Annotated in this window: 17 protein-coding genes; 6 read left to right on the plus strand and 11 right to left on the minus strand. The window is 69.3% G+C overall.

Annotated elements, in window-relative coordinates; genetic code table 11:
• Positions 1–136 precede the first annotated feature (136 nt).
• The 3 genes from I6A60_RS23025 (at position 137) to I6A60_RS23035 (ending at position 2846) form a co-directional block, all read left to right on the plus strand.
• On the plus strand, positions 137–1405 hold the full coding sequence (locus tag I6A60_RS23025; RefSeq protein WP_203018851.1) for a cytochrome P450: 1269 nt from the start codon (positions 137–139) through the stop codon (positions 1403–1405).
• Positions 1406–1488: 83 nt separating this feature from the next.
• On the plus strand, positions 1489–2061 hold the full coding sequence (locus I6A60_RS23030) for a carboxymuconolactone decarboxylase family protein (RefSeq protein WP_203018849.1): 573 nt from the start codon (positions 1489–1491) through the stop codon (positions 2059–2061).
• Between the two features lie 110 nt (positions 2062–2171).
• On the plus strand, positions 2172–2846 hold the full coding sequence (locus I6A60_RS23035) for a TetR/AcrR family transcriptional regulator (RefSeq protein WP_203018847.1): 675 nt from the start codon (positions 2172–2174) through the stop codon (positions 2844–2846).
• A gap of 13 nt (positions 2847–2859) precedes the next feature.
• Here I6A60_RS23035 and I6A60_RS23040 read toward each other — a convergent pair whose 3' ends face one another.
• Positions 2860–4125 carry an ABC transporter substrate-binding protein gene (locus I6A60_RS23040; protein ID WP_203018845.1) on the minus strand — a complete coding sequence of 422 codons (1266 nt, stop codon included), beginning with the start codon at positions 4123–4125 and terminating at the stop codon, positions 2860–2862.
• A gap of 738 nt (positions 4126–4863) precedes the next feature.
• Here I6A60_RS23040 and I6A60_RS23045 point away from each other — a divergent pair.
• Entirely contained in the window at positions 4864–5610 is a 747-nt protein-coding gene (locus I6A60_RS23045) for an SDR family NAD(P)-dependent oxidoreductase (protein WP_203018843.1), read from the plus strand.
• 35 nt (positions 5611–5645) lie between these two features.
• Complete coding sequence (locus I6A60_RS23050) at positions 5646–6077, plus strand: nuclear transport factor 2 family protein (protein ID WP_203018841.1); 432 nt, start codon at positions 5646–5648, stop codon at positions 6075–6077.
• Here the strand turns inward: I6A60_RS23050 and I6A60_RS44130 are convergent.
• The 10 genes from I6A60_RS44130 to I6A60_RS23095 all read right to left on the minus strand — a co-directional run bounded on the left by I6A60_RS44130 (position 5981) and on the right by I6A60_RS23095 (position 16420).
• Complete coding sequence (locus I6A60_RS44130; RefSeq protein WP_374113476.1) at positions 5981–6481, minus strand: adenosylcobinamide amidohydrolase; 501 nt, start codon at positions 6479–6481, stop codon at positions 5981–5983. The genes I6A60_RS23050 and I6A60_RS44130 overlap by 97 nt on opposite strands.
• Before the next feature lie 178 nt (positions 6482–6659).
• Positions 6660–6881: a hypothetical protein gene (locus I6A60_RS44135; RefSeq protein WP_374113477.1), complete on the minus strand. Its 222-nt coding sequence runs from the start codon at positions 6879–6881 to the stop codon at positions 6660–6662.
• A gap of 13 nt (positions 6882–6894) precedes the next feature.
• The gene (locus tag I6A60_RS44140) at positions 6895–7380 is read right to left on the minus strand and encodes a hypothetical protein (protein WP_374113478.1); all 486 of its coding nucleotides are present in this window, start codon (positions 7378–7380) and stop codon (positions 6895–6897) included.
• 405 nt (positions 7381–7785) lie between these two features.
• The gene (locus I6A60_RS23065) at positions 7786–9015 is read right to left on the minus strand and encodes a cytochrome P450 (protein ID WP_203018839.1); all 1230 of its coding nucleotides are present in this window, start codon (positions 9013–9015) and stop codon (positions 7786–7788) included.
• A 119-nt stretch (positions 9016–9134) separates the two neighbouring features.
• Positions 9135–9860 (minus strand): alpha/beta fold hydrolase, encoded by a 726-nt coding sequence (locus tag I6A60_RS23070; RefSeq protein WP_203018837.1) that lies wholly within the window; start codon positions 9858–9860, stop codon positions 9135–9137.
• A 5-nt stretch (positions 9861–9865) separates the two neighbouring features.
• Entirely contained in the window at positions 9866–11065 is a 1200-nt protein-coding gene (locus tag I6A60_RS23075; protein WP_203018835.1) for a cytochrome P450, read from the minus strand.
• 52 nt (positions 11066–11117) lie between these two features.
• Positions 11118–12779 carry an amidohydrolase family protein gene (locus I6A60_RS23080; protein WP_203018833.1) on the minus strand — a complete coding sequence of 554 codons (1662 nt, stop codon included), beginning with the start codon at positions 12777–12779 and terminating at the stop codon, positions 11118–11120.
• Complete coding sequence (locus tag I6A60_RS23085; RefSeq protein WP_238436031.1) at positions 12776–13567, minus strand: SDR family NAD(P)-dependent oxidoreductase; 792 nt, start codon at positions 13565–13567, stop codon at positions 12776–12778. Before I6A60_RS23085 ends, I6A60_RS23080 begins: the two co-directional genes overlap by 4 nt.
• Entirely contained in the window at positions 13548–15473 is a 1926-nt protein-coding gene (locus tag I6A60_RS23090; RefSeq protein ID WP_203018831.1) for an NAD(P)/FAD-dependent oxidoreductase, read from the minus strand. Before I6A60_RS23090 ends, I6A60_RS23085 begins: the two co-directional genes overlap by 20 nt.
• Complete coding sequence (locus tag I6A60_RS23095; RefSeq protein WP_203018829.1) at positions 15470–16420, minus strand: alpha/beta hydrolase; 951 nt, start codon at positions 16418–16420, stop codon at positions 15470–15472. The genes I6A60_RS23090 and I6A60_RS23095 overlap by 4 nt, the downstream gene beginning before the upstream one ends.
• A 106-nt stretch (positions 16421–16526) precedes the next feature.
• On the opposite strand from I6A60_RS23095, the gene I6A60_RS23100 reads away from it, so the two are divergent.
• Complete coding sequence (locus tag I6A60_RS23100; protein ID WP_203018827.1) at positions 16527–18308, plus strand: transposase; 1782 nt, start codon at positions 16527–16529, stop codon at positions 18306–18308.
• The last annotated feature ends 68 nt before the right edge of the window (positions 18309–18376 follow it).

The following is an 18376-nucleotide window of genomic DNA, read 5'->3' on the forward strand; positions in this document are numbered from 1 at the left end:
GCGCGGGGCGCGCCCCCCCCCCCCCCCCCCCCCCCCGGGCGCGCTCACCAAGGCCCGCCGGCCCCCGACTTGGGGGGGCAACGCCGACACTGCCTGCCGGGTGGATACGCGGCCACCAGCGAAAGAGGACGATCTCATGATCGACGTCGACGCTGTCGACTTCTTCACGAACGGCAAGGTGCTGCACAGCCCGTACGAGTATCTCGCCGCCATGCGTGCGGAGTGCCCGGTGCGGCGCGAGCCGCACCACGGAGTCTTCATGGTCACCGGGTATGACGAGGCCGTTCAGATCTACAACGACACCGAACGGTTCTCGGCCTGCAACTCGGTGACCGGACCTTTCCCCGGCTTCCCGATCCCTCTCGTGGGCGACGACGTCTCGCAGACCATCGCCGCGCACCGCGCCGAGCTGCCGATGAGCGACCAGTTACCGACGCTGGACCCGCCGGTGCACACCGACCACCGGGCGCTGCTCGCGCGGATGATCACGCCGAAACGGCTGAAGGAGAACGAGGAGTTCATGTGGCGGCTCGCCGAGCGTCAGCTCGACGAGGTCCTCGCCGACGGGAAGGTTGAGTTCAACGGGCAGTACGCCGGCCCGTTCGCCATGCTCGTCATCGCCGATCTCCTCGGTGTCCCCGAGTCCGACCACGAGGAGTTCCGCGAGGCCTTCCACGGCGGCCAGGCCGGCACCATGGGCTCCACCAAGGGTGAGTCCTTGCCGCACACACCCCTCGGCTACCTCTACGAGAAGTTCTCCGAGTACGTCACCGGCCGGCGCGACCACCCGCGCCCTGACGTGCTCACCGGGCTCGCGTCGGCCACATTCCCCGATGGATCGCTGCCCGAGTTGACGGACGTCGTCCGGGTCGCCGCGAACCTGTTCGCCGCCGGCCAGGAGACGACCGTCCGGCTACTGAGCTCGGCGGTGATGGTCCTTGCCGAGAATCCCGAGCTGCAGATCCGAGTGCGCGCGGACCACGGGCTCATCCCGAACCTCATCGAGGAGACGCTGCGCTGGGAGAGCCCAGTACGCGGTGACTTCCGGCTTTCGAAGGTCCCGGTGACCGTCGGCGGCGTCCACCTCCCTGCCGGCACGACCGTGATGGTGCTGAACACCGCGGCCAACCGTGACCCGAGGAGGTTCCAGGCCCCCGACGAGTTCGATCTCGCCCGGCCGAACGCCCGCAGTCATGTGGCGTTCGGCCGCGGGGTCCACGCCTGTCCCGGCGCGCCACTCGCCCGCGCCGAGACCGTCGTGAGCCTCACCCGGCTCTTCACGCGCACCTCGCGCTTCTGGATCGACGAGGACAGGCACGGCCCGGCGGGTGCCAGGAGGTACCGCTACCTGCCGACCTTCATGCTCCGGGGGCTGACTCGCCTGCACATCGCCTACGACGAGTGATTCGCCCGCGTCCATTCAGACCGGGACCACGGCCTGGAAATCGCCCTGGTCCACGTGATAGTCCCCCTGAAGGGAGCGCCCGTATGGCGCGTGTCAACCCGCTGCCGCCGGGCCAGTTCCCGCCCGAGATGCGTGCCGCGCTCGCGGCCATGGTCCCCCCGAATCCGCGTCATGACATGCCGGCCGCGAACGGACAGCCCAGACCGATGGGCATGCTGGGCACCTTCGCGCACCATCCGGAGCTCGCGCGAGCCTTCTTCACGTTCAACGGCCAGGTCCTGCTCGCGACCACGCTGACACCCCGGCAACGCGAGATCCTCGTGCTGCGCGTCGCCGCGCGTCGTTCCTGCGGCTACCTGTGGGCGGAGCACATCCATCTCGCCGCCGCTGCCGGCCTCACGGCCGAGGATGCCGCCCAGATCTCCACCGGCCCGGCCGTTTCGTACTTCGGCCACCTGGACGTAGCTCTCCTGACCACCGTCGACGAGGTCCTCGCCGCCGGAACGGTGACCGACGAAACCTGGTCGGTCCTCAGCGCCGCATTCGACGTGCAGCAACTGCTGGACGTCATCTTCACGATCGGCGCCTACGAGACCGTGGCGTCCATGCTGTGCAGCTTCGGGATCGAGCCCGACGACCCCATCTCGCCAGAATGACCGCCGCCCCGCCGGCCTGACAGCGGCGACCCCGTACACGGACAGGGTGCGGCACCGGTCGACTGATCGCGCGTGTGACACTCGGGTGACACGACAGCGAGGAGACCGTGGTGAGCACCCCGCCGCTGCTGGGGAGGCCGGTCGGCGCCCGCGGCGACCAGACGCGGCAGCGCCTCATCGACGCGACCCTCCGCTGTGTCGCCGAGGTCGGCTACGCACGCGCCACCATCCGCCAGATCGCCAGGACCGCGGGCATGACCAGCGGCAGCCTTTACCACTACTTCCCCAACAAGGGAGAACTGGTCAAGGAGACCTTCCGCGAGATCGCCCAGCAGACCGTCCCGCGGTTCACGGCAGCCGTGGCGGCCGCCGACGGCGTCCTCGACAAGCTCATGGCCGTGCTCGACGAAGCCGACCACATGGTCCACGACAATCCATACGCGGTGCCCTTCGACCGCGCGATCCGCGTCGAAAGCGCCGCAGACCTCAACCTGGCGCAGAACAGCGACACCATCGTCGCGTCCATCCACAGCGTCGTGACCGGCATCCTGCACGACGCCGACGAGCAGCACGTACTGGCCGACGGCATCGACCTCCAAGCCGCCACTAACGTCATCGGCGTACTGCTCATGGGCCTCTACGAACAAGCACTGACGGCACCCACCGCCGAGTACCACAGCACTATCCAGGCGCTGAAGCTGATGATCCAGGGAAAGTTCTGGGCCACGCCCGGCCACCAGACCGTCGACAGCACGGACCGCCCGCCATCGAGCGATCCCCGCTGAGGGCGCGCGACCGCTAGTCGGTGAGCACCGCTCCGCACCAGTAACCGTGGACGTCAAGGGCCGCGGGAGGGGGTACCGCGGCGAACGTCCTGCCTGTCGGATCGACCTTGATGAAGTTCTCGCAGGTGGTCGGATTCTTCGGCCGTGAAAGGTCGACCGGGGCGATCAGACCACCGCCCGTGAAGTCGGTGACCTTGCGCAGATTCTGGATGAAGGCCGCGCGCGTCGGGCACTTACCGGCCAGTTGCAGGCCTTGGATCATCTCGTCGGCCGCCAGGTAGCCAGCGACGGCAAGCTCGTCGGTCGGATCTTGCTGCTCCGGCGCATAGGTCCGCATGGCGGCCTCGTACGCGATCATGGCCGGGGAGCCCTGCGCGGCGAGCGGCGAAATGATCGACATACCACCCATATCCTTGCCGCGCGCAGTGAGCAGGCTGGGGCTGAAACCGGTGGAGTTCAGCGCGACGGCGATTCTGGCCCCGAGCGACTTCGCCTGCGCGTAGATATCGATGAAGGGGCCCGACTGGGCAGCGCCGACGAGCGTGTCGGCGCCAAGGTCCTTCAGCTGCTCGGCGACGCGGGCCGCGCTTGTGGCGCCACCGGCATAGGTCACCTCACCGACGACCTGAATGCCCCGACTCCGCAGGCTGCGAGTGAACCGCGCAGCGAGGTCCCGCGACGCCGCGATGACCGGGTCGATGACGACGAGTGCCTTCGTCCCGCCCTGGGCCCTGACGAAGTCACCGAAGACAGAGGCGTCCCCGGCGCCGAACAGCCCGCCGAAGCTGAAGAGGTTCGAGTTCTCGCTCCACACCCCGCTAGTGGCCGATCCGGTGACAGGAATACCGCCCTGCCGGAGCCAGCCCGCCGACTGATCCAGAACAATCGTCGCGGTGATGAGACCAAAGACCTGCTGCGTGTCGACGAGCTGGTGCGCGACCTGGGAGAACGTGCTCGCGCTGGACTGATCGTCACCCCAGGCCAGATCGATCATGCGGCCGTCGAGCCCGCCTCGGGCGTTCTGCAGGTCAACGCGTGCCTGGACTCCGCTGCGAGAGCCCTGGAAGGCTGTCACGATCTCGTGCGGCCCGCTGTCAGGGAAGATGAATCCGACCTTGATCGAGCGGGGAGTGACGCCCGGCATCGGCGTCGAGCAGGAGCTGGCTAATCCACCCGCCGGGCGCGATGAGTCCCCGCACCCGGCGAGCGCGCCGGGTAATCCGACTAGCACCGCCGTGGCCAGCGCCGTCGTCCATGCCCGCAGGCGCCAGGGATTCATGACGCGCAGCCTCCCGTTTGAAGATCAACACGAGCATCGCTCCGAGGGAGGTCGGGCGGTCTCCAGGCGCGAGGTCCAGGACGGGCGAACCGGCCTCCGAGGCACCGCACCCTATCATTAATCAATCAGTTGATTCCCCTGTTCGGAGTCCTGACCCCGGTCCCGCGACCGAAGCCCGGCGGGGCCCGCGTCGCGACGCTCCGGTCCGACCGCCGACCCGCACGTCCTTGCGAAGACGGTTCGTCGACACGTGCCGCCGGCCGCACAGGGAGACGGCGCGCACGAGGCCACCCTCGCCGACGGCAGCGACCGGGCGGGATTGGTTGCGTGAGCGCCGTCCACCTGTTAATCATCTGATGATTAATTCTGACAGCACGGCGACGCGGAGGACGGACGAGCACACACCCGCGGTCAGCGAGGGACACCCTGAGCAGGTAGGCCGCCATGAATCGGGACGAGAAGATCGCCTTACACCAGCAGGTGGCGGCCCGCCGCCGGACGGCTACCTCCAACAGGGCGCCATGGACGCGCCGAGTTACCACCGGCGGAGGTTCGCGACCACAGCCGGTGCGACGGCCGTCCGTTCAAGCCCTCCTCGCGTGCATGGAACAACGGCGTCAGCCAGCTCCTGCGCATGCGATGAGCAGACCGGCATCCGAGATCTAGTGACATCGCATCGCGGGTACCGGGCGACCAACACACGTCGACCTGGCCCGCATGACAAAAGGAGCTGACGCCATGACGGGACGGTTTGAGGGCAAGGTAGCGCTCATCACCGGCGCCGGCTCGGGCATAGGCCGGTCGATCACGGTCCGGCTGGCTTCCGAAGGCGCCGCCGTGCTGGCCGCGGACATCAACGAGGACGGCCTGGTCGAGACGAAACGCCTCGCTCAGGGGGCGGTCAGCGTCCGCCCGGTCGACGTCGCCGACCCGGAGGCATGCGCGACCGCGGTGGCGGCGGCGGTCGCCGAGTTCGGCCGGCTCGACGTGCTCGGCAATGTCGCGGGTATCTACACCCCGGCGCACACCACCGAGACCTCCGTCGACCTTTACCGGCGGACCCTGGCGGTCAATCTCGACGGCCCCTTCTTCCTCTGCAGGGCCGCGATCCCCCACCTGCTCGCGGCGGACGGCACCATCATCAACATCGCGTCGAACGCGGGCATCCAGGGAGTGCCGTACTCGGCGGCCTACGCGGCCAGCAAGGGCGGGATCATCGCGCTCACGCGGTCGCTGGCGGTCGAGTTCATCAAGACGCCGATACGGGTCAACTGCATCGCGCCTGCCGGGACGCTAACGAACATCGCGAAGAGCGTGACATTCCCACAGGACCGCGACGCTGACCTCTCCCGCCGCATGGCCGGCTACCGCGGCGTCGCCATGCCGGAGGAGATCGGGGCCCTGTTCGCCTTCCTTGCCTCCGAAGAGGCGCGGTCAATCACCGGGGCCGTCTACGTCGTCGACAACGGCCTGACCATCAGCTGACCCGGCCCACCCGCCGCCAGAGGAAGAGGAAACCCATGGACCTGCAAACGCTCTCGGACAAGCTGGAGATCCAGGAGCAGCTGGCGCGCTACGCCCGCGGGGTGGACACGAACGATTTCGACCTGTGGAAGTCGGTCTTCACACCCGACGCCCTCATCGACTACACCTCGACGTCGAGCACGCTGCCCGTCTCCAGACGTGACGACATGGCGAAGTACCTGGAGCAAGGTCTCGGCAAGATGCCGATGAAAATCCACTACATCACGAACATCGAGATCACCCTTGACGGCGACACAGCCAAGGTGATCGCCCAGTTCTTCAACCCGATGCAAGTGCACGGCATGGCCGAACAGAGCTCCTGCGGCGGCTACTACCACCACGACTTCGTGCGCACCCCAAACGGCTGGAAGAGCAAGAATCTCGTGGAGAAACTCGTCTGGTTCATCAACCAGCCCGCGGCGGTCTGACCATCCGCGTCGCCGATAGTGGACCACGTTAGAGCCTGGCGCCCGCAGCCTTCGACGCCAGTCCAACCGTCGCGTCGCAGCGGACGCCGCCGTCGGTAGCGCAGGTCATCCGATGGACGTCGGTGGCGGTCATGAGCCCGACGTTCCTCCAGGTGTCCGGCGGGATCGTCTCGGCGGTAGTCGGCGGCCACCTCGGCGTTGATCACCCAGTCGCCTTGGGTGAGCCCACCGCCGAGCACGGCGCTGGAGATCATCCGTACGGGCGCGACGAACCGCCAGACCAGCACCGGACGTCGCGCGCCCGCCTCGGCGTCCCGGTAGTCCAGCTGACGGAGTTCGACGCTCAAGGTCTGCTCGACCGGCAGGTCGGGCGGACTGAGTACTCCGCCATGGCGAGCGCCCATCTTCGCAATCCGCCCAGGAGTCCCGCCGCTCACACGGGCGGGATGAGGCCGCCTGTCAGGCTGCCGGCATCGGACCTAGGACGTCCCACCCAGGCGCCCGGTTGTCGAGGGTGCCGTGGGTGTCGGAGCGGAGTCGGGTGACCAGCCTCCGAGCCTTACGGGAGCCAATATGGAGGCGCTAGCCGAGGCTCTCCGCGGAGATCGGCCGGTGGTACTGCTGCCAGTGCAAAACGTCTTCGGCGCGGGCCCGATGGAACAGGTCCTGCTCCCGCGCCTCCGCATCGATCTGGGCCTGCGAGTCCCTCAGCGGCTGCGCCTCACCGTCGTCGATCATGCCGGCAACGGCTGATTTCGCCTCGTCCCCTTCCAGAACGACATCGCCCTGGGCAGCCCTCGGCACGGTCGGCGGCTTGTCACCGCCGACTTGCAGGAGCGGGCACCACGGTGGGATCTGGCGTCGCCGCGGCTGGCCGCGTGGGTCGGGGCTCGGCCATCGCGCCGAGAAGACCCGGGCCCACCTCCCCCCAGCCGATCAGCAACAGCGGGCCGACCGCGTCGAACGCGGCCTTCCCCGGGTTCCCCGCCAGCGCCGGTTCGGCGACGTTCAGCGCGAGCGTCACCACACTCGCGAACAGCAACAACCTCCGCGCGGCCCGCACCTCCCGAACCGGAGCACCCCGCACAGCCAGCTCACGGATCGCCACGAGCAGCCCGAGCACGGACAGATCCACTGCCGGCGCCACCAGCGGGGCGACGTAGCTCGGCACCCCGAGCCGCAACGCCAACAGCCACACGTTGCCAAAGCCGAAGAGAAAGGTGAGACTCACTACCGCCGACATGATCACCGTCACGGCGTGGAACGCGGCACCCCGCGCCTCGACCCGCGGCGACGCGGTCACCGCGCACGACCCGGGAGCTCGAAACTGGCCTCCAGGACCAGCGTCCCGACGGAAAACGCCTGGTCAGCGCTGCACCCTTCTACCGAGTGCCCCGCCGGGGGCACACCTAAATGATCTTCATGTGACTATTTGCGCAGGTCAAACATATTGATCGACTTTAGGGCCGGAATTGGTCGCTGGCGTCGCAAGCGCGCAACAGTGGTCGCCACCTGCGAGTTTGCCGCTGGCGCGTTACCGCAGGTCCGCGCCCTCCGGGGTGTTGGCTCCGACATGGCCCGGTCGCCCAGATGGCGCGGGTGCGCTTGAGCCCGGCCGCCAGCGTTGCCCTTCTGGCTGTGTGCGTAACTCAGGGTTCCGGTACTTGACGGCTCATCACACTGCATTACGTCGTGGCGTCCGTGATCCTCAGCTGGCGGTGATGGTTACGGGCATGCGTTTGATGCCGTTGACGAAGTTGCTGGTGAGGTATGCGGCCTGGCCTGCCTCGATGGTTTCGGCTCGCTCGGCGAGTCGGGTGAAGAGGGCTCGGAGCTGGGAGCGGGCGAGGCTCGCTCCCAGGCAGAAGTGGGTGCCGCCGCCGCCGAATCCGAGGTGTGGGTTGGGGTCGCGGGTGATGTCGAACGTCTCGGGTGCGTCGAAGACCGTTTCGTCGAAGTTAGCCGATTCGTAGAACATGACGACGGGGTCGCCGGCGGCTATCTGAGCGCCGGCGAGTTCAGTGTCCTGGGTCGCGGTGCGGCGGAAGTGGATGACCGGGGTCGCGTACCGCACGACTTCCTCGATCGCGGACGGCAGCAGCGTGGGATCGGCTCGCAGGCGTCGCCACTGGTCCGGGTTCTCGGCGAAAAGGCGGACGCCCTGGCTGGTGCTGGTCCGGGTGGTGTCGTTCCCGGCTGTGGCGAACAGGACGAAGATGCTGCGCAGCAGCTGCTCGTCCAACGGCTCGCCGTCGATCTGAGCGGTGACGAGGGTGGACAGGATGTCGTCGCCCGGGTGGGCACGGCGGTCGGCGACCAGTTCGGCCGCGAGTCGGTGCAACGTCATGGCCGCTTCGAGGGCGAACGTCGCGCTGTCCTTCCCCGCTCTGGCGTACTCGGGGTCCTGGGCGGCAATCTGTCCTTCGGCGGCGCGGTAGAACTCGGCGCGCATGGATTCGGGGACCCCCATCATGGTCGAGATCGCCCAGAGCGGCAGCTTCATGGCCAGGTCCTCGACGACGTCGCCGCCGCGGTCGACGAACTCGTCCACGATGCGGCGGGCCTCGGTGGTGATGTCGGCCTCGAAGCGCGCGACCCGCCGTGGGGTGAAGGCGCCGCTGACAATCCGGCGGATCACGGTGTGCTGCGGCGGGTCCATCACCAGAAACGAGGCGTTGAGCTCCAGGATGTCCGGGGGCAGGTCACCGAGGCCGACGCCCTGACCGGAGCAGAACAGCGCCGGGTTTCGGCTCACGTGCTGCACGTCGGCGTGGCGGGTGACTGCCCAGAATCCGCGCCGCTGCGGCGCCAGGGTGAAGGCGCTGGGTTCGTGGAGGCTGACGGGAGCGATTGCCCGCAGCTCGGCGAAGTGCGCTGCCCGTTCGGCGCGGGGCCGCGTCCAGAAGTCTCGGCTGGACAGGGGGGCGGAGACGGACATCGTGAGCTCCAGGGTGCGGTCTGTGGACAACTGCGGACGCCGCCGCGCGGGCGTGGCCCGCGGCGACCCGACGGATGGTGACTGGTCGCCCACCGATATTCGGCGTCGGCGCCGGGGCGTCAGATCGCCGCATCACGGGCCCAGGCAATGTCGTCGAGCAGGTGAGCGAGGTGCTCCGGTGCTGAGCGGGCGGCGTTGTGGCCGGCTTCGAGAGGGCGAATGCGGTGGGCATGGATCGCCGCGGCGAGCCGTCGCTGGGCTGGGGCCGGATAAAGCCGGTCGTGGAGCGGCTGGATGAAGGTTCGCGGCAGGTCGGGGGCGACTCCTGCCCAGGACGTGGGGACGCAGCCGAGGTTGAGGGAGTCGACGCGGGTGAGGGCGAGCGGGTCGGTGAGGGGTCGCAGACCGTCGGGTAGGTGGTCGTCCGGGTCGGCGTAGCTGGTCGCGCGTAGCTGCGCGCGAAGGCTGTTCGCGGCGGCGAGCAGGTTGTCGGCGAACTCGCGTGAGGCGGTGGCCAGGGGCAGCTCGCCGTCGGCGGCGGCGACCGCGGCGATGTGCACGAGGTGCACGACGCGGGAACCGAGGGAGCGCAGGATTCCCGGGGAGAGCGCTCCGCCCATGGAGTGGGCGACCAGGACGAGAGGGCCGGCCGTCAGGGCCTCGATGTCCCGGAGGGCCTGCTGGACGGCGGACTCGAGGGTCACAGCGGCGAGGTCGGCGGGGTGCTGACCGCGCCCGACGAGGTCGAGCGCGACCGACGGCCCGCCGAGCGAGGCCTGGACGGACTGCCACACGTCGGCGGTGTCACCCGCGCCGTGGATGAGGACGACCGTGGGGACCGCCACTCGCGTCAGCTCTGACCGGTGACGACGGGCAGCGTCTCCCAGCCACGGACGGTGGAGGTGCGCGCTTGGCGGGCGTTGTCCCAGTCGACGTCCCAGGTCGGAAAGCGGGTGAGGACCTCGTCGAGGGCGATCCGGCCTTCGAGGCGGGCGAGCGCGGCGCCGAGGCAGTGGTGCAGCCCGTAGCCGAAGCTGAGGTGCCGGCCGTCGGCGCGGTGGATGTCGAAACGGTCTGCGTCGCGGAAGCGGCGATCGTCGCGGTTCGCCGAGCCGTTGAGCAGCAGCATGATGCTGCCTTCCGCGACGGTCTGGCCGTGGTACTCGACGTCGCGGGCGACATAGCGGGCCTGCACGGGTGAGGGTGCCTCGTAGCGGAGTAGCTCCTCGACGGCGTTCGGGATCAGGGACCGGTCGGCGGCGAGTTGCTGGCGCTGGTCGGGGTGCTCGGCGAGGACTTTCCCGGTCCAGCCGATGAGACGGGTGGTGGTCTCGTTGCCGGCTCCGGCGAGCAGGTTGACGTAGGTGAGGACCTCTTCGCGGGTGAGCCGACGGGTCGTGCCGGTCTCGTCCTCGAACTCCGCCCGCAGGAGTTCGGTCATGAGGTCATCGGACGGATGTCTGGCCCGCCAGTCGATGTAGTCGCCGAAATGCTCCGGGCTGAAGCGGTCGGGAGAGAAGTCGCGCTGTAGGCCGTCTTTCAGGCGGAGGTTGTCATCGATCCTGTCCCGGATCGCTTCCTGGTCCGCTTCGGGGATGCCGAGCAGGTAACCGATGGTGCGCATCGGCATCTGCGCGCCGAGGTCCTTGATGAAGTCGAACCCACCGGAACCGACGAGCGGATCAAGCGCCCGGGCGCAGAACTCCCGGATCTTCGGCTCCAGCGCGTTCATCTTCCGAGGGGTGAAGACCTGCGCGAGGATGCCGCGGTGAACATTGTGGATGGGGGGGTCCTCGAAGAGGATGATGCCCGGCGGGAACTGGATGTTCGCCTTGATGTACTCCAGGATCGAGCCCCGGCCGGACCGGTAGGTCTCCCAGTCGATGAGCGCGGGTTCGACGTCGTCGAAGCGGCTCAGCGCGTAGAAGTCGTGCGCATCGTTGTAGTAGAGCGGCGCCTCGTCCCGTAGCCGCTTCCAGACCGGGTACGGATCGGTGTCGATCTGGGTGTCATAGGGGTCGTAGTAGACCGCGCTGGCGCTGGTCACCATCACAGATCTTCATCCTCGGGAAGCGTCGGGGGTGGCGGCCCGCTGGGCTCGATCATCCGGCAGGGTGGTGGGTGCCGCGGACGAGTCGTCCGGGGAGCCGTCCGGTCCAGGTGCCGTTGGTGTAGACCTCGGTGCCGCTGACGAAGGTGTGCAGGTAGCCGTCGGCCTCCTGCATCACCCGCCGGCCGCCGGCGGGCAGGTCGGCCACGATGTGCGGCGGGCGTACGGCGAGGCGGTCGAAGTCGATGACGTTGACGTCGGCCTTGTAGCCGGGGGCGAGCAGGCCCCGGTCGGTGAGCCCGACGTGCTGCGCGGTCGCCCGGCATTGGCGGGCGACGAGCCACGGCAGCTCGAAGCGCGGTCCGCGGTCGCGGTCGCGGCCCCAGTGGGCAAGCAGCGTGGTCGGGAAGCTCCCGTCGGAGATGGTGCCGACGTGCGCCCCGCCGTCGCCGAGCCCGGGAATCGTGTGGGGGTGCGCGAGCAGTTCGTGCGCGGGGTCGAGGTTGCCGTCGAAGTAGTTGAGAACCGGCATGTAGGCCGGGCCCCGCAGCAGCACGTCGTAGAGCAGTTCGTCGGGCGAGCGGCCTTCCCGCTGTGCCCGGGCGGCGATCGAGGCCGACGGTGCGGGCTCGTAGTCCGGCCGGTCACCGAGCTCGAAGATCCGGTCGTAGCCGCGTCGGAAGCCGCCGGCTGTCTCGGTCTCGGCGAGGATTGTCGCCTTGACCGCCGGGTCTTTGAGGTCTGCGCCCGACCGGAAGGTCACCGACGTGGCCCATGGGTTGACGGTCCCGTCCAGGGTGATCAGAACCCCGATGGCACGGGCGGGCACGACTCCGGTCATCCGTAAACCATCGGCGTTGGCCTGCTCGATGGCGCGCAGCGTCTCGCGGTAGCCGGTCCCGGGTTCTTTCTGGGAGAGGGAGACCGACATCGGCCGGCCCGAGGCGCGCATCATCGCGTACAGGGTCTCGATCTCATCGTCGAAGTCGGTGAAGTCCGAGACGACCTGCAACACGCCTTGGCCGGTAGCGCCCATCGCCTGCGCGATACCGACGAGCTCGGCGCGAGCCGCGTCGAGCGAGGGCGCGGGTGCGCCCGTGCTGGTGCGGTGGTTGACGGTCCGTGAGGTACTGAACCCGAGCGCGCCGGCGCGGATGCCCGCCGCGGTGATCCGGCCCATCTCGGCGATGTCGTCCGGCGTGGCCGGCTCCCGGTCGGCGCCACGCTGGCCCATCACGTAGAGGCGCACGGGGCTGTGGCAGACCTGGGTGGCGAAGTCGATGTCGTGGGGGCGACTGTCGAGGGCATCGAGGTACTCCTCGATGCTTTCCCAGGTCCAGGGCAGGCCCTCGTGCAGGACGGTGCCGGGCAGGTCCTCGACGCCTTCCATCAGTTCGATGAGGGCGTCGCGGTCGGCGCGACGGACAGGCGCGAAACCGACTCCGCAGTTGCCCATGACGGCGGTGGTGACGCCGTGCGCGGCTGAGGGCTGCAGGAAGCTGTCCCAGGTGGCCTGTCCGTCGTAGTGCGTGTGAACGTCCACGAACCCTGGGATCACGAGTGCGCCGGACACCTCCAGCTCGCGGTCCGCGCGCCCGTCGACCGCGCCGACCTCGACGATCAGGCCGTCGCGGATCGCGACGTCCGCGGTCCGGGCCGCGGCACCCGAGCCGTCGATCACGGTTCCGCCACGCAGCACGATGTCGTAGCTCATGTGCCCTCCCTGACAGTGACTCCGGCGGTCTGGCCGCCGTCGATAACGAACTCGGCTCCGGTGATGAACGTCGAACGGTCCGAGACCAGGAACAGCGCCAGCTCGGCGATGTCAGCGGGCAGCCCGGCCCGTCCCAGCGGTGTACGGGCCAGACGATTGGCCGCGTTGAGGTCGTCGGGACGCACGACCATCGGCGTGAGAATCGGACCGGGAACGATCGCGTTCACCCGGATGCTGTGCTCCGCGAGCTCAAGGGCCATGACCTTGGTCAGCCCGCGCAGCCCCCACTTGGAGGACACATAGGCGCCGTGCCCGCTCCACGCCGTCGTTGCCGCGGTCGACAGCGTGTTGACGACCGTGCCGGCGCCGCTGGCACGCAAGTAAGGAAGACAGGCCTGGACGCCGAGGAAAGGTCCGAGGGTGTTGACCCGCCAGATCGCCTCGAACGAGGTCGCGGTCTCGTCGTCGAGACGCACGCGGCGCAGGACGCCCGCGTTGTTGACCAGGGAATCCAGCCCGCCGAAACGCTCGACGCCCTGGCCGACCAGGTCCTCCCACGCGTGCGGATCGGTGACGTCGAGGCTGCCCGCGTGGATGCGGCCAGGCCATGCGTCCGCGAGTTCGGCGACCGTGTCGAGGACGTCACCGGCCACGACCCGGGCCCCGGCGGCGGCGAGCCGTTCGGCGATCGCGCGGCCCTGACCCCGCGCCGCCCCGGTAACCAGGACGACTCGATCCGCCAGCTCCTCCGGTCCGCCCACACCGCGGTCAGCTGACGTGGTGGTCATCGGGGACGACCCTCCCCGTCATCGTCCAGTAGTCGACCAGCCGCCACGGGCACAGCACGTAGACCTTCCCGTCGGCGGCCTTGTACCAGGAGTGCTCGATGGAAGGATGTCCCCACATGAGGGTGGCGATCTCGGCCTGGAGCTCTTGCTGGTAGCGGTCGTAGGCCTCCTGAGTCGGTTCGATCGCCCGGTGGTCGCCATCGACGAGGGTCCGGATCGCATCGCCGATGTACCGCATCTGACACTCGGTCGTCAGGATGACGCTGCCCGCGTGCGCGATCCCCGTCCCGGGCCCGGCCATCATGAAGAAGTTCGGGAATCCGGGCACCGAGATTCCCCGGTAGGCCGCCGGCTTGCCGTCCCACACCTTCGAAAGCGGCACACTGTCCCGGCCCACGATCTCCATCGGCCAGAGCAGCTCGCTGGCGCGGAACCCGGTCGCGAGCACGATCACGTCGACGTCGAAACGCCCCTCGGCGGTCGTCACCGACGACGGGCCGATCCCGGTGATCCCGTCGGTGACGAGCTCGACGTGCGGCCGGCGCAGGCAGCGCAGCCAGCTGCCGTTGTCCTGGAGCATCCGCTTCGCCATCGGCGGGTAGTCCGGCGTCACCTGGCCTTTGAGTACCGGGTCGTCACCGACGTGCTGCTCGATCCAGCGGCTGAAGACCTCGCGGCGGGCCGCGCTGGCGGCGTTCGCGGTACGGGGGAAGTCCGGCCAGGTCTCGTCGGCGCGGACAAGTTCGAGGAGCTTGTCGCTGGACTGCCACATGAGCATGAAGCGGTACCAGCGGGCGAACCCGGGCAGGTGGCGCATCGCCCACCGCTCGCCGGGGGTGACCGGGGCGTGGTAACGGGGGTTGGGGGCCATCCACTGCGGGGTGCGCTGAAAGACGACGAGCCGTTCGACCTCGTCGACGATCGCCGGGCCCACCTGGAAGCCGCTGGCGCCGGCGCCAATCAGCGCGACCCGCTTACCGCGCAGATCGACCGAGTGGTCCCACTCGGCGGTGTGGAACACCGGGCCCTCGAACCCGTCAAGGCCGGGCAGGTCCGGGATGAGCGGCCTGCTCAGCAGGCCGACAGCCGAGATCAGCACCCTTGCCGAACGCGTCTCGCGCAATCCCTGCGGCCCGCGGATCGTCACCTGCCAGCGGCTCGCCGTCTCGTCCCACGCCGCCCGCTCGACCTCGGAATGCCAGCGGACATGCTCGGCGATTCCGTGCTCGTCGAAGACCCGGCGGAAATAGCGGTACAGCTCGGGCTGGCGGGCGTAGTACTCGCTGAACCCGTCGTTCGCCTCGAACGAATAACTGTAGTAATGCGTCGCCACATCGACCCGTGCGCCCGGGTAGGTGTTGTCCAGCCACGTCCCGCCGACGTCGCCGCTCTTCTCGATGATCTCGAACGGGATACCGGCCTCCTTCAGCCGGATACCCGCGAGCAGGCCCGCCTCGCCGCAGCCGATCACCAGGACCGAAAGCTCCTCCCGGTCGCAGGCCGTCGCGCGGACCGGGAGCGCGCGCGGGTTACGCCCCGCGAGATCCATCTCCTCCAGGTAGAGCGCCGCATAGTCGTCCGGGACCGGCTCGCAGGCGATCCAGTCCATCACCTCGCGGACCAGCGCGGTGCTCAGCGGTGCGACCGGTGGGCAGCCCGCGTCCCGCCAGGCCCGAATCGTGTCCAGCGCACGGACCCGCAGCTCGGCCTTCTCGTCCTCCGCGAGCATGCCGTTGAACTCGTTGAGGACGAACTCCCGCGGACGGATCGGCCCACGCACGAACGACGGGTCGCCGGTGATGTGCACGGCCGCGGCGGTCAACGCCGACACGGATATCGAGGCAAGTGCCCGCGCGATCGCCGCGTCGTCGTCGTGGATCGGCTCGGTCCGCAGATGCCGGCTCACCGGGCACCCACCGCGCGGATCGCGTTGGCGACCAGGCCCACGGCCTCCTCAGCGCGCGGCAGGATCGCCGGGTCCAGCGTCAGGAAACCGTGAATCTGCCCGGAGAACAGATGCAAATCCACCGAAACACCGGACTCCCACAGGTGCTGGGCGTACGCGAACCCCTCATCCGCCAGCGGGTCGCAGCCGCCCAGCAGAATCGTCGTCGGCGGCAGATCCGAGACGTCGGCCAGCAGCGGCGCGACATCGGGGTGGGTCCGCATGGCGTCGTCCGGGACGTACTGCTCGAAGAACCAGGCCCGTTCGTTGTCGGTCAGCGGCCACTCCTGGCCCCACGGGCCCGCTGACGGCGCCCGGTCCGCCCGCGTGCCCGGATACGCCAAAATCTGGCGGGCCACGACCTGCCGACCGGCGGCGACGAGCCAGCGCACCGCTACCGTCCCGATGTTCGCGCCGGCCGAGTCACCGAGGACGATCAGCCGGCGGGCATCGCCTCGCCACAAGTCCGACTGCTCCGCCGCCCACAGGATCGCGGCCTCGGCGTCCAGTACGGCCGCCGGGAACGGATGCTCGGGCGCCAGGCGGTACTCGACAGAGATCACGATGCAGTGCGCGGCGCGGGCCAGACGGCGGCAGAACGCGTCCGACGCCGTGATGCTTCCGATGACCCAACCCCCGCCGTGCAGGTAGACGACGATCGGGAGGGCCTCGGGCGACGCCGACCGGTAGACCCGGACGGCAATCGACCTCTCGTCCGCCGGAATGGTCGCGTCGCGCACCAGCTCGACGTCCGGGCCCGGACTGCCCTGCGCTGCCCGCTCCTCCAGGTAGGCGCGCGCACCCTCCACGCCCAGGGCCGACAGTGGCGGCTGGCCCCCCGCACGGATCTTGCCGACCAGAGCGTCCGCGTCCGGATCCCGGGTCGCGCGGTCGGTAGACAGCACCACGTGAACAACTCCTCTCACAATGACATGGGCAAGTGTTAACATGGCATTTATGAGTGTCAAGTGCTCGGCGGTCGCCAGCCAGGCCACCGGCGGCTAGGCCTCGGCCGTGTCCGCGACTCTTCGACCGACCACCCTGGCCAGGCGGCAGGCCGCGGTCGACGACGCCCTCACCGCGGCGCGGCGCCTCGTCATCGCCGAGGGCCTCGGCGTGACGATGGACCAGATCGCCGACGCCGCGGGCCTCAGCCGCAGCACCCTGTTCCGCCTCTTCACGGGCCACGACGAGCTGATAGCCGCGGCCTTCGAGGCGGCGATGGACACCTTCGAACGCCACCTACCGGCCTACGACGGCGATCCTGAGCGGTGGCTGCGCGCCCTGTGCGACACCGTGCACGAGCGGAACGCCGCATTCGGCCTCGGGTACTGGGAACTGCAGTCCCGGCCAGACCTCTCCCCCGTGCTCGCCGCGACCGAGCGGAAACGACGCACCGGCCGCGGCCAGGCCATGGAACGGATCACAGCCACGCTCTGGCGGGCCATCGGCAGGCACGACGCCCCGCCACTCCTCGTACTCGCGGTCGTCAGTGCGCACCTAAGCGCCCACTTCACCGCGGCGGTGATGACCGAGGCCGGCAGGTCCTGGCAGACCGCCGCTGACGAGGCCCACCACGCCATCCGCGCCGTCCTGCTGCTGGATACCCTGCCGGCCGGGAGCACGGTCCGGACGACATCCGCCGATCCCGGACCGGCGCAGGCAGAAAGTGCCAGCGACCTGCTGGAACGTGGCCCCCGGACATCCGCGAGCGGCCAGCTGCTCGGTGACCGGCTGCGCCAGACCGCGGTCGAGCACATCCTCACCGCGACCCGCCGCCTCGCCGTCCGCCACGGCCTCGGCGTGACCATGGACGAGATCGCCCAGGCGGCGGGAACCAGCCGACGCACACTCTTCCGACTGTTCACCAGCCGCGACCACCTGCTGGCCGCCGCATTCGCGGCAGGCGACGAGCAGTTCGGCCGCCGGCTCCCCGCCTTCGACGGCCACCTCGAAAGCTGGCTGCGATCCACCTGCACCGCGACCCACAGCATGAACTCTGCCTACGGCCTCGGCTACTGGGAGCTGCTCTCCCGCCAGGACCTGCCAGCCGAGCTCGCGGCCGAGGCGAACAAGCGGCGGCGAATCCGCGACCGCGCCATGGAACGCATCGCGGTGACGCTCTGGCACGCCGACGGCCGCGGCGGCGGCCCACCGGAGGCACTTGTCGCCTCGGTCAGCGCTCACCTCAGCGCCCACTTCACCGCCGCCGTCCTCGCCGACACCGGACTGGGCTGGGAGATCGCCGCCGAACTGGCCTACATCGCCATCCTCGCCTCACTCCGCCGAGACATGTCGGGCCAGACCGCCCACTTCACCGACCTGACACCCGCTCTCGGACGGTCGTTTCAAAAAGAAGAGGCCGTCGCGGGCAGAGACTCCGTGGCGGGAGCGGAGGTCGACACTCACCACGATCGGGTGATCGGCGACGAGCTGTGGGAGCGTCTCGCGCCGCTGATTCCGGCGCGGGCGCGCAGGACCCGTCATCCCGGCCGGCTCCCAGCAGACGACCGGGACGTCCTGGAGGGAATCCTCTGGGTGCTGCGCAACGACGTGCCGTGGCGCGAGCTACCGACGGCGCTCTTCGGTGTCTCGGGAGTGACCTGCTGGCGGCGGCTACGCGACTGGCACACCGACGGCACCTGGCAGCACCTGCGCAAGGAACTCCTCGCCGACGTCGGTCTGCTCACGCTCCAGGACGCGCTGCTCGACTCCACCCACCTCCGCACGCTGGACGGCGCTCCGCGACGGCTCCGCGCCCGCCATCCGCTCCCCCACGCGGCGGCCACACCTTGATCCGTCGTGGGGGCCCGCCGAACGACCCAGGATCAACCCTTCTTCATTATGAAACGAAACGCCGATGT

This window comes from Frankia sp. AgB1.9, from assembly GCF_016786355.1.
GTDB lineage: Bacteria > Actinomycetota > Actinomycetes > Frankiales > Frankiaceae > Pseudofrankia.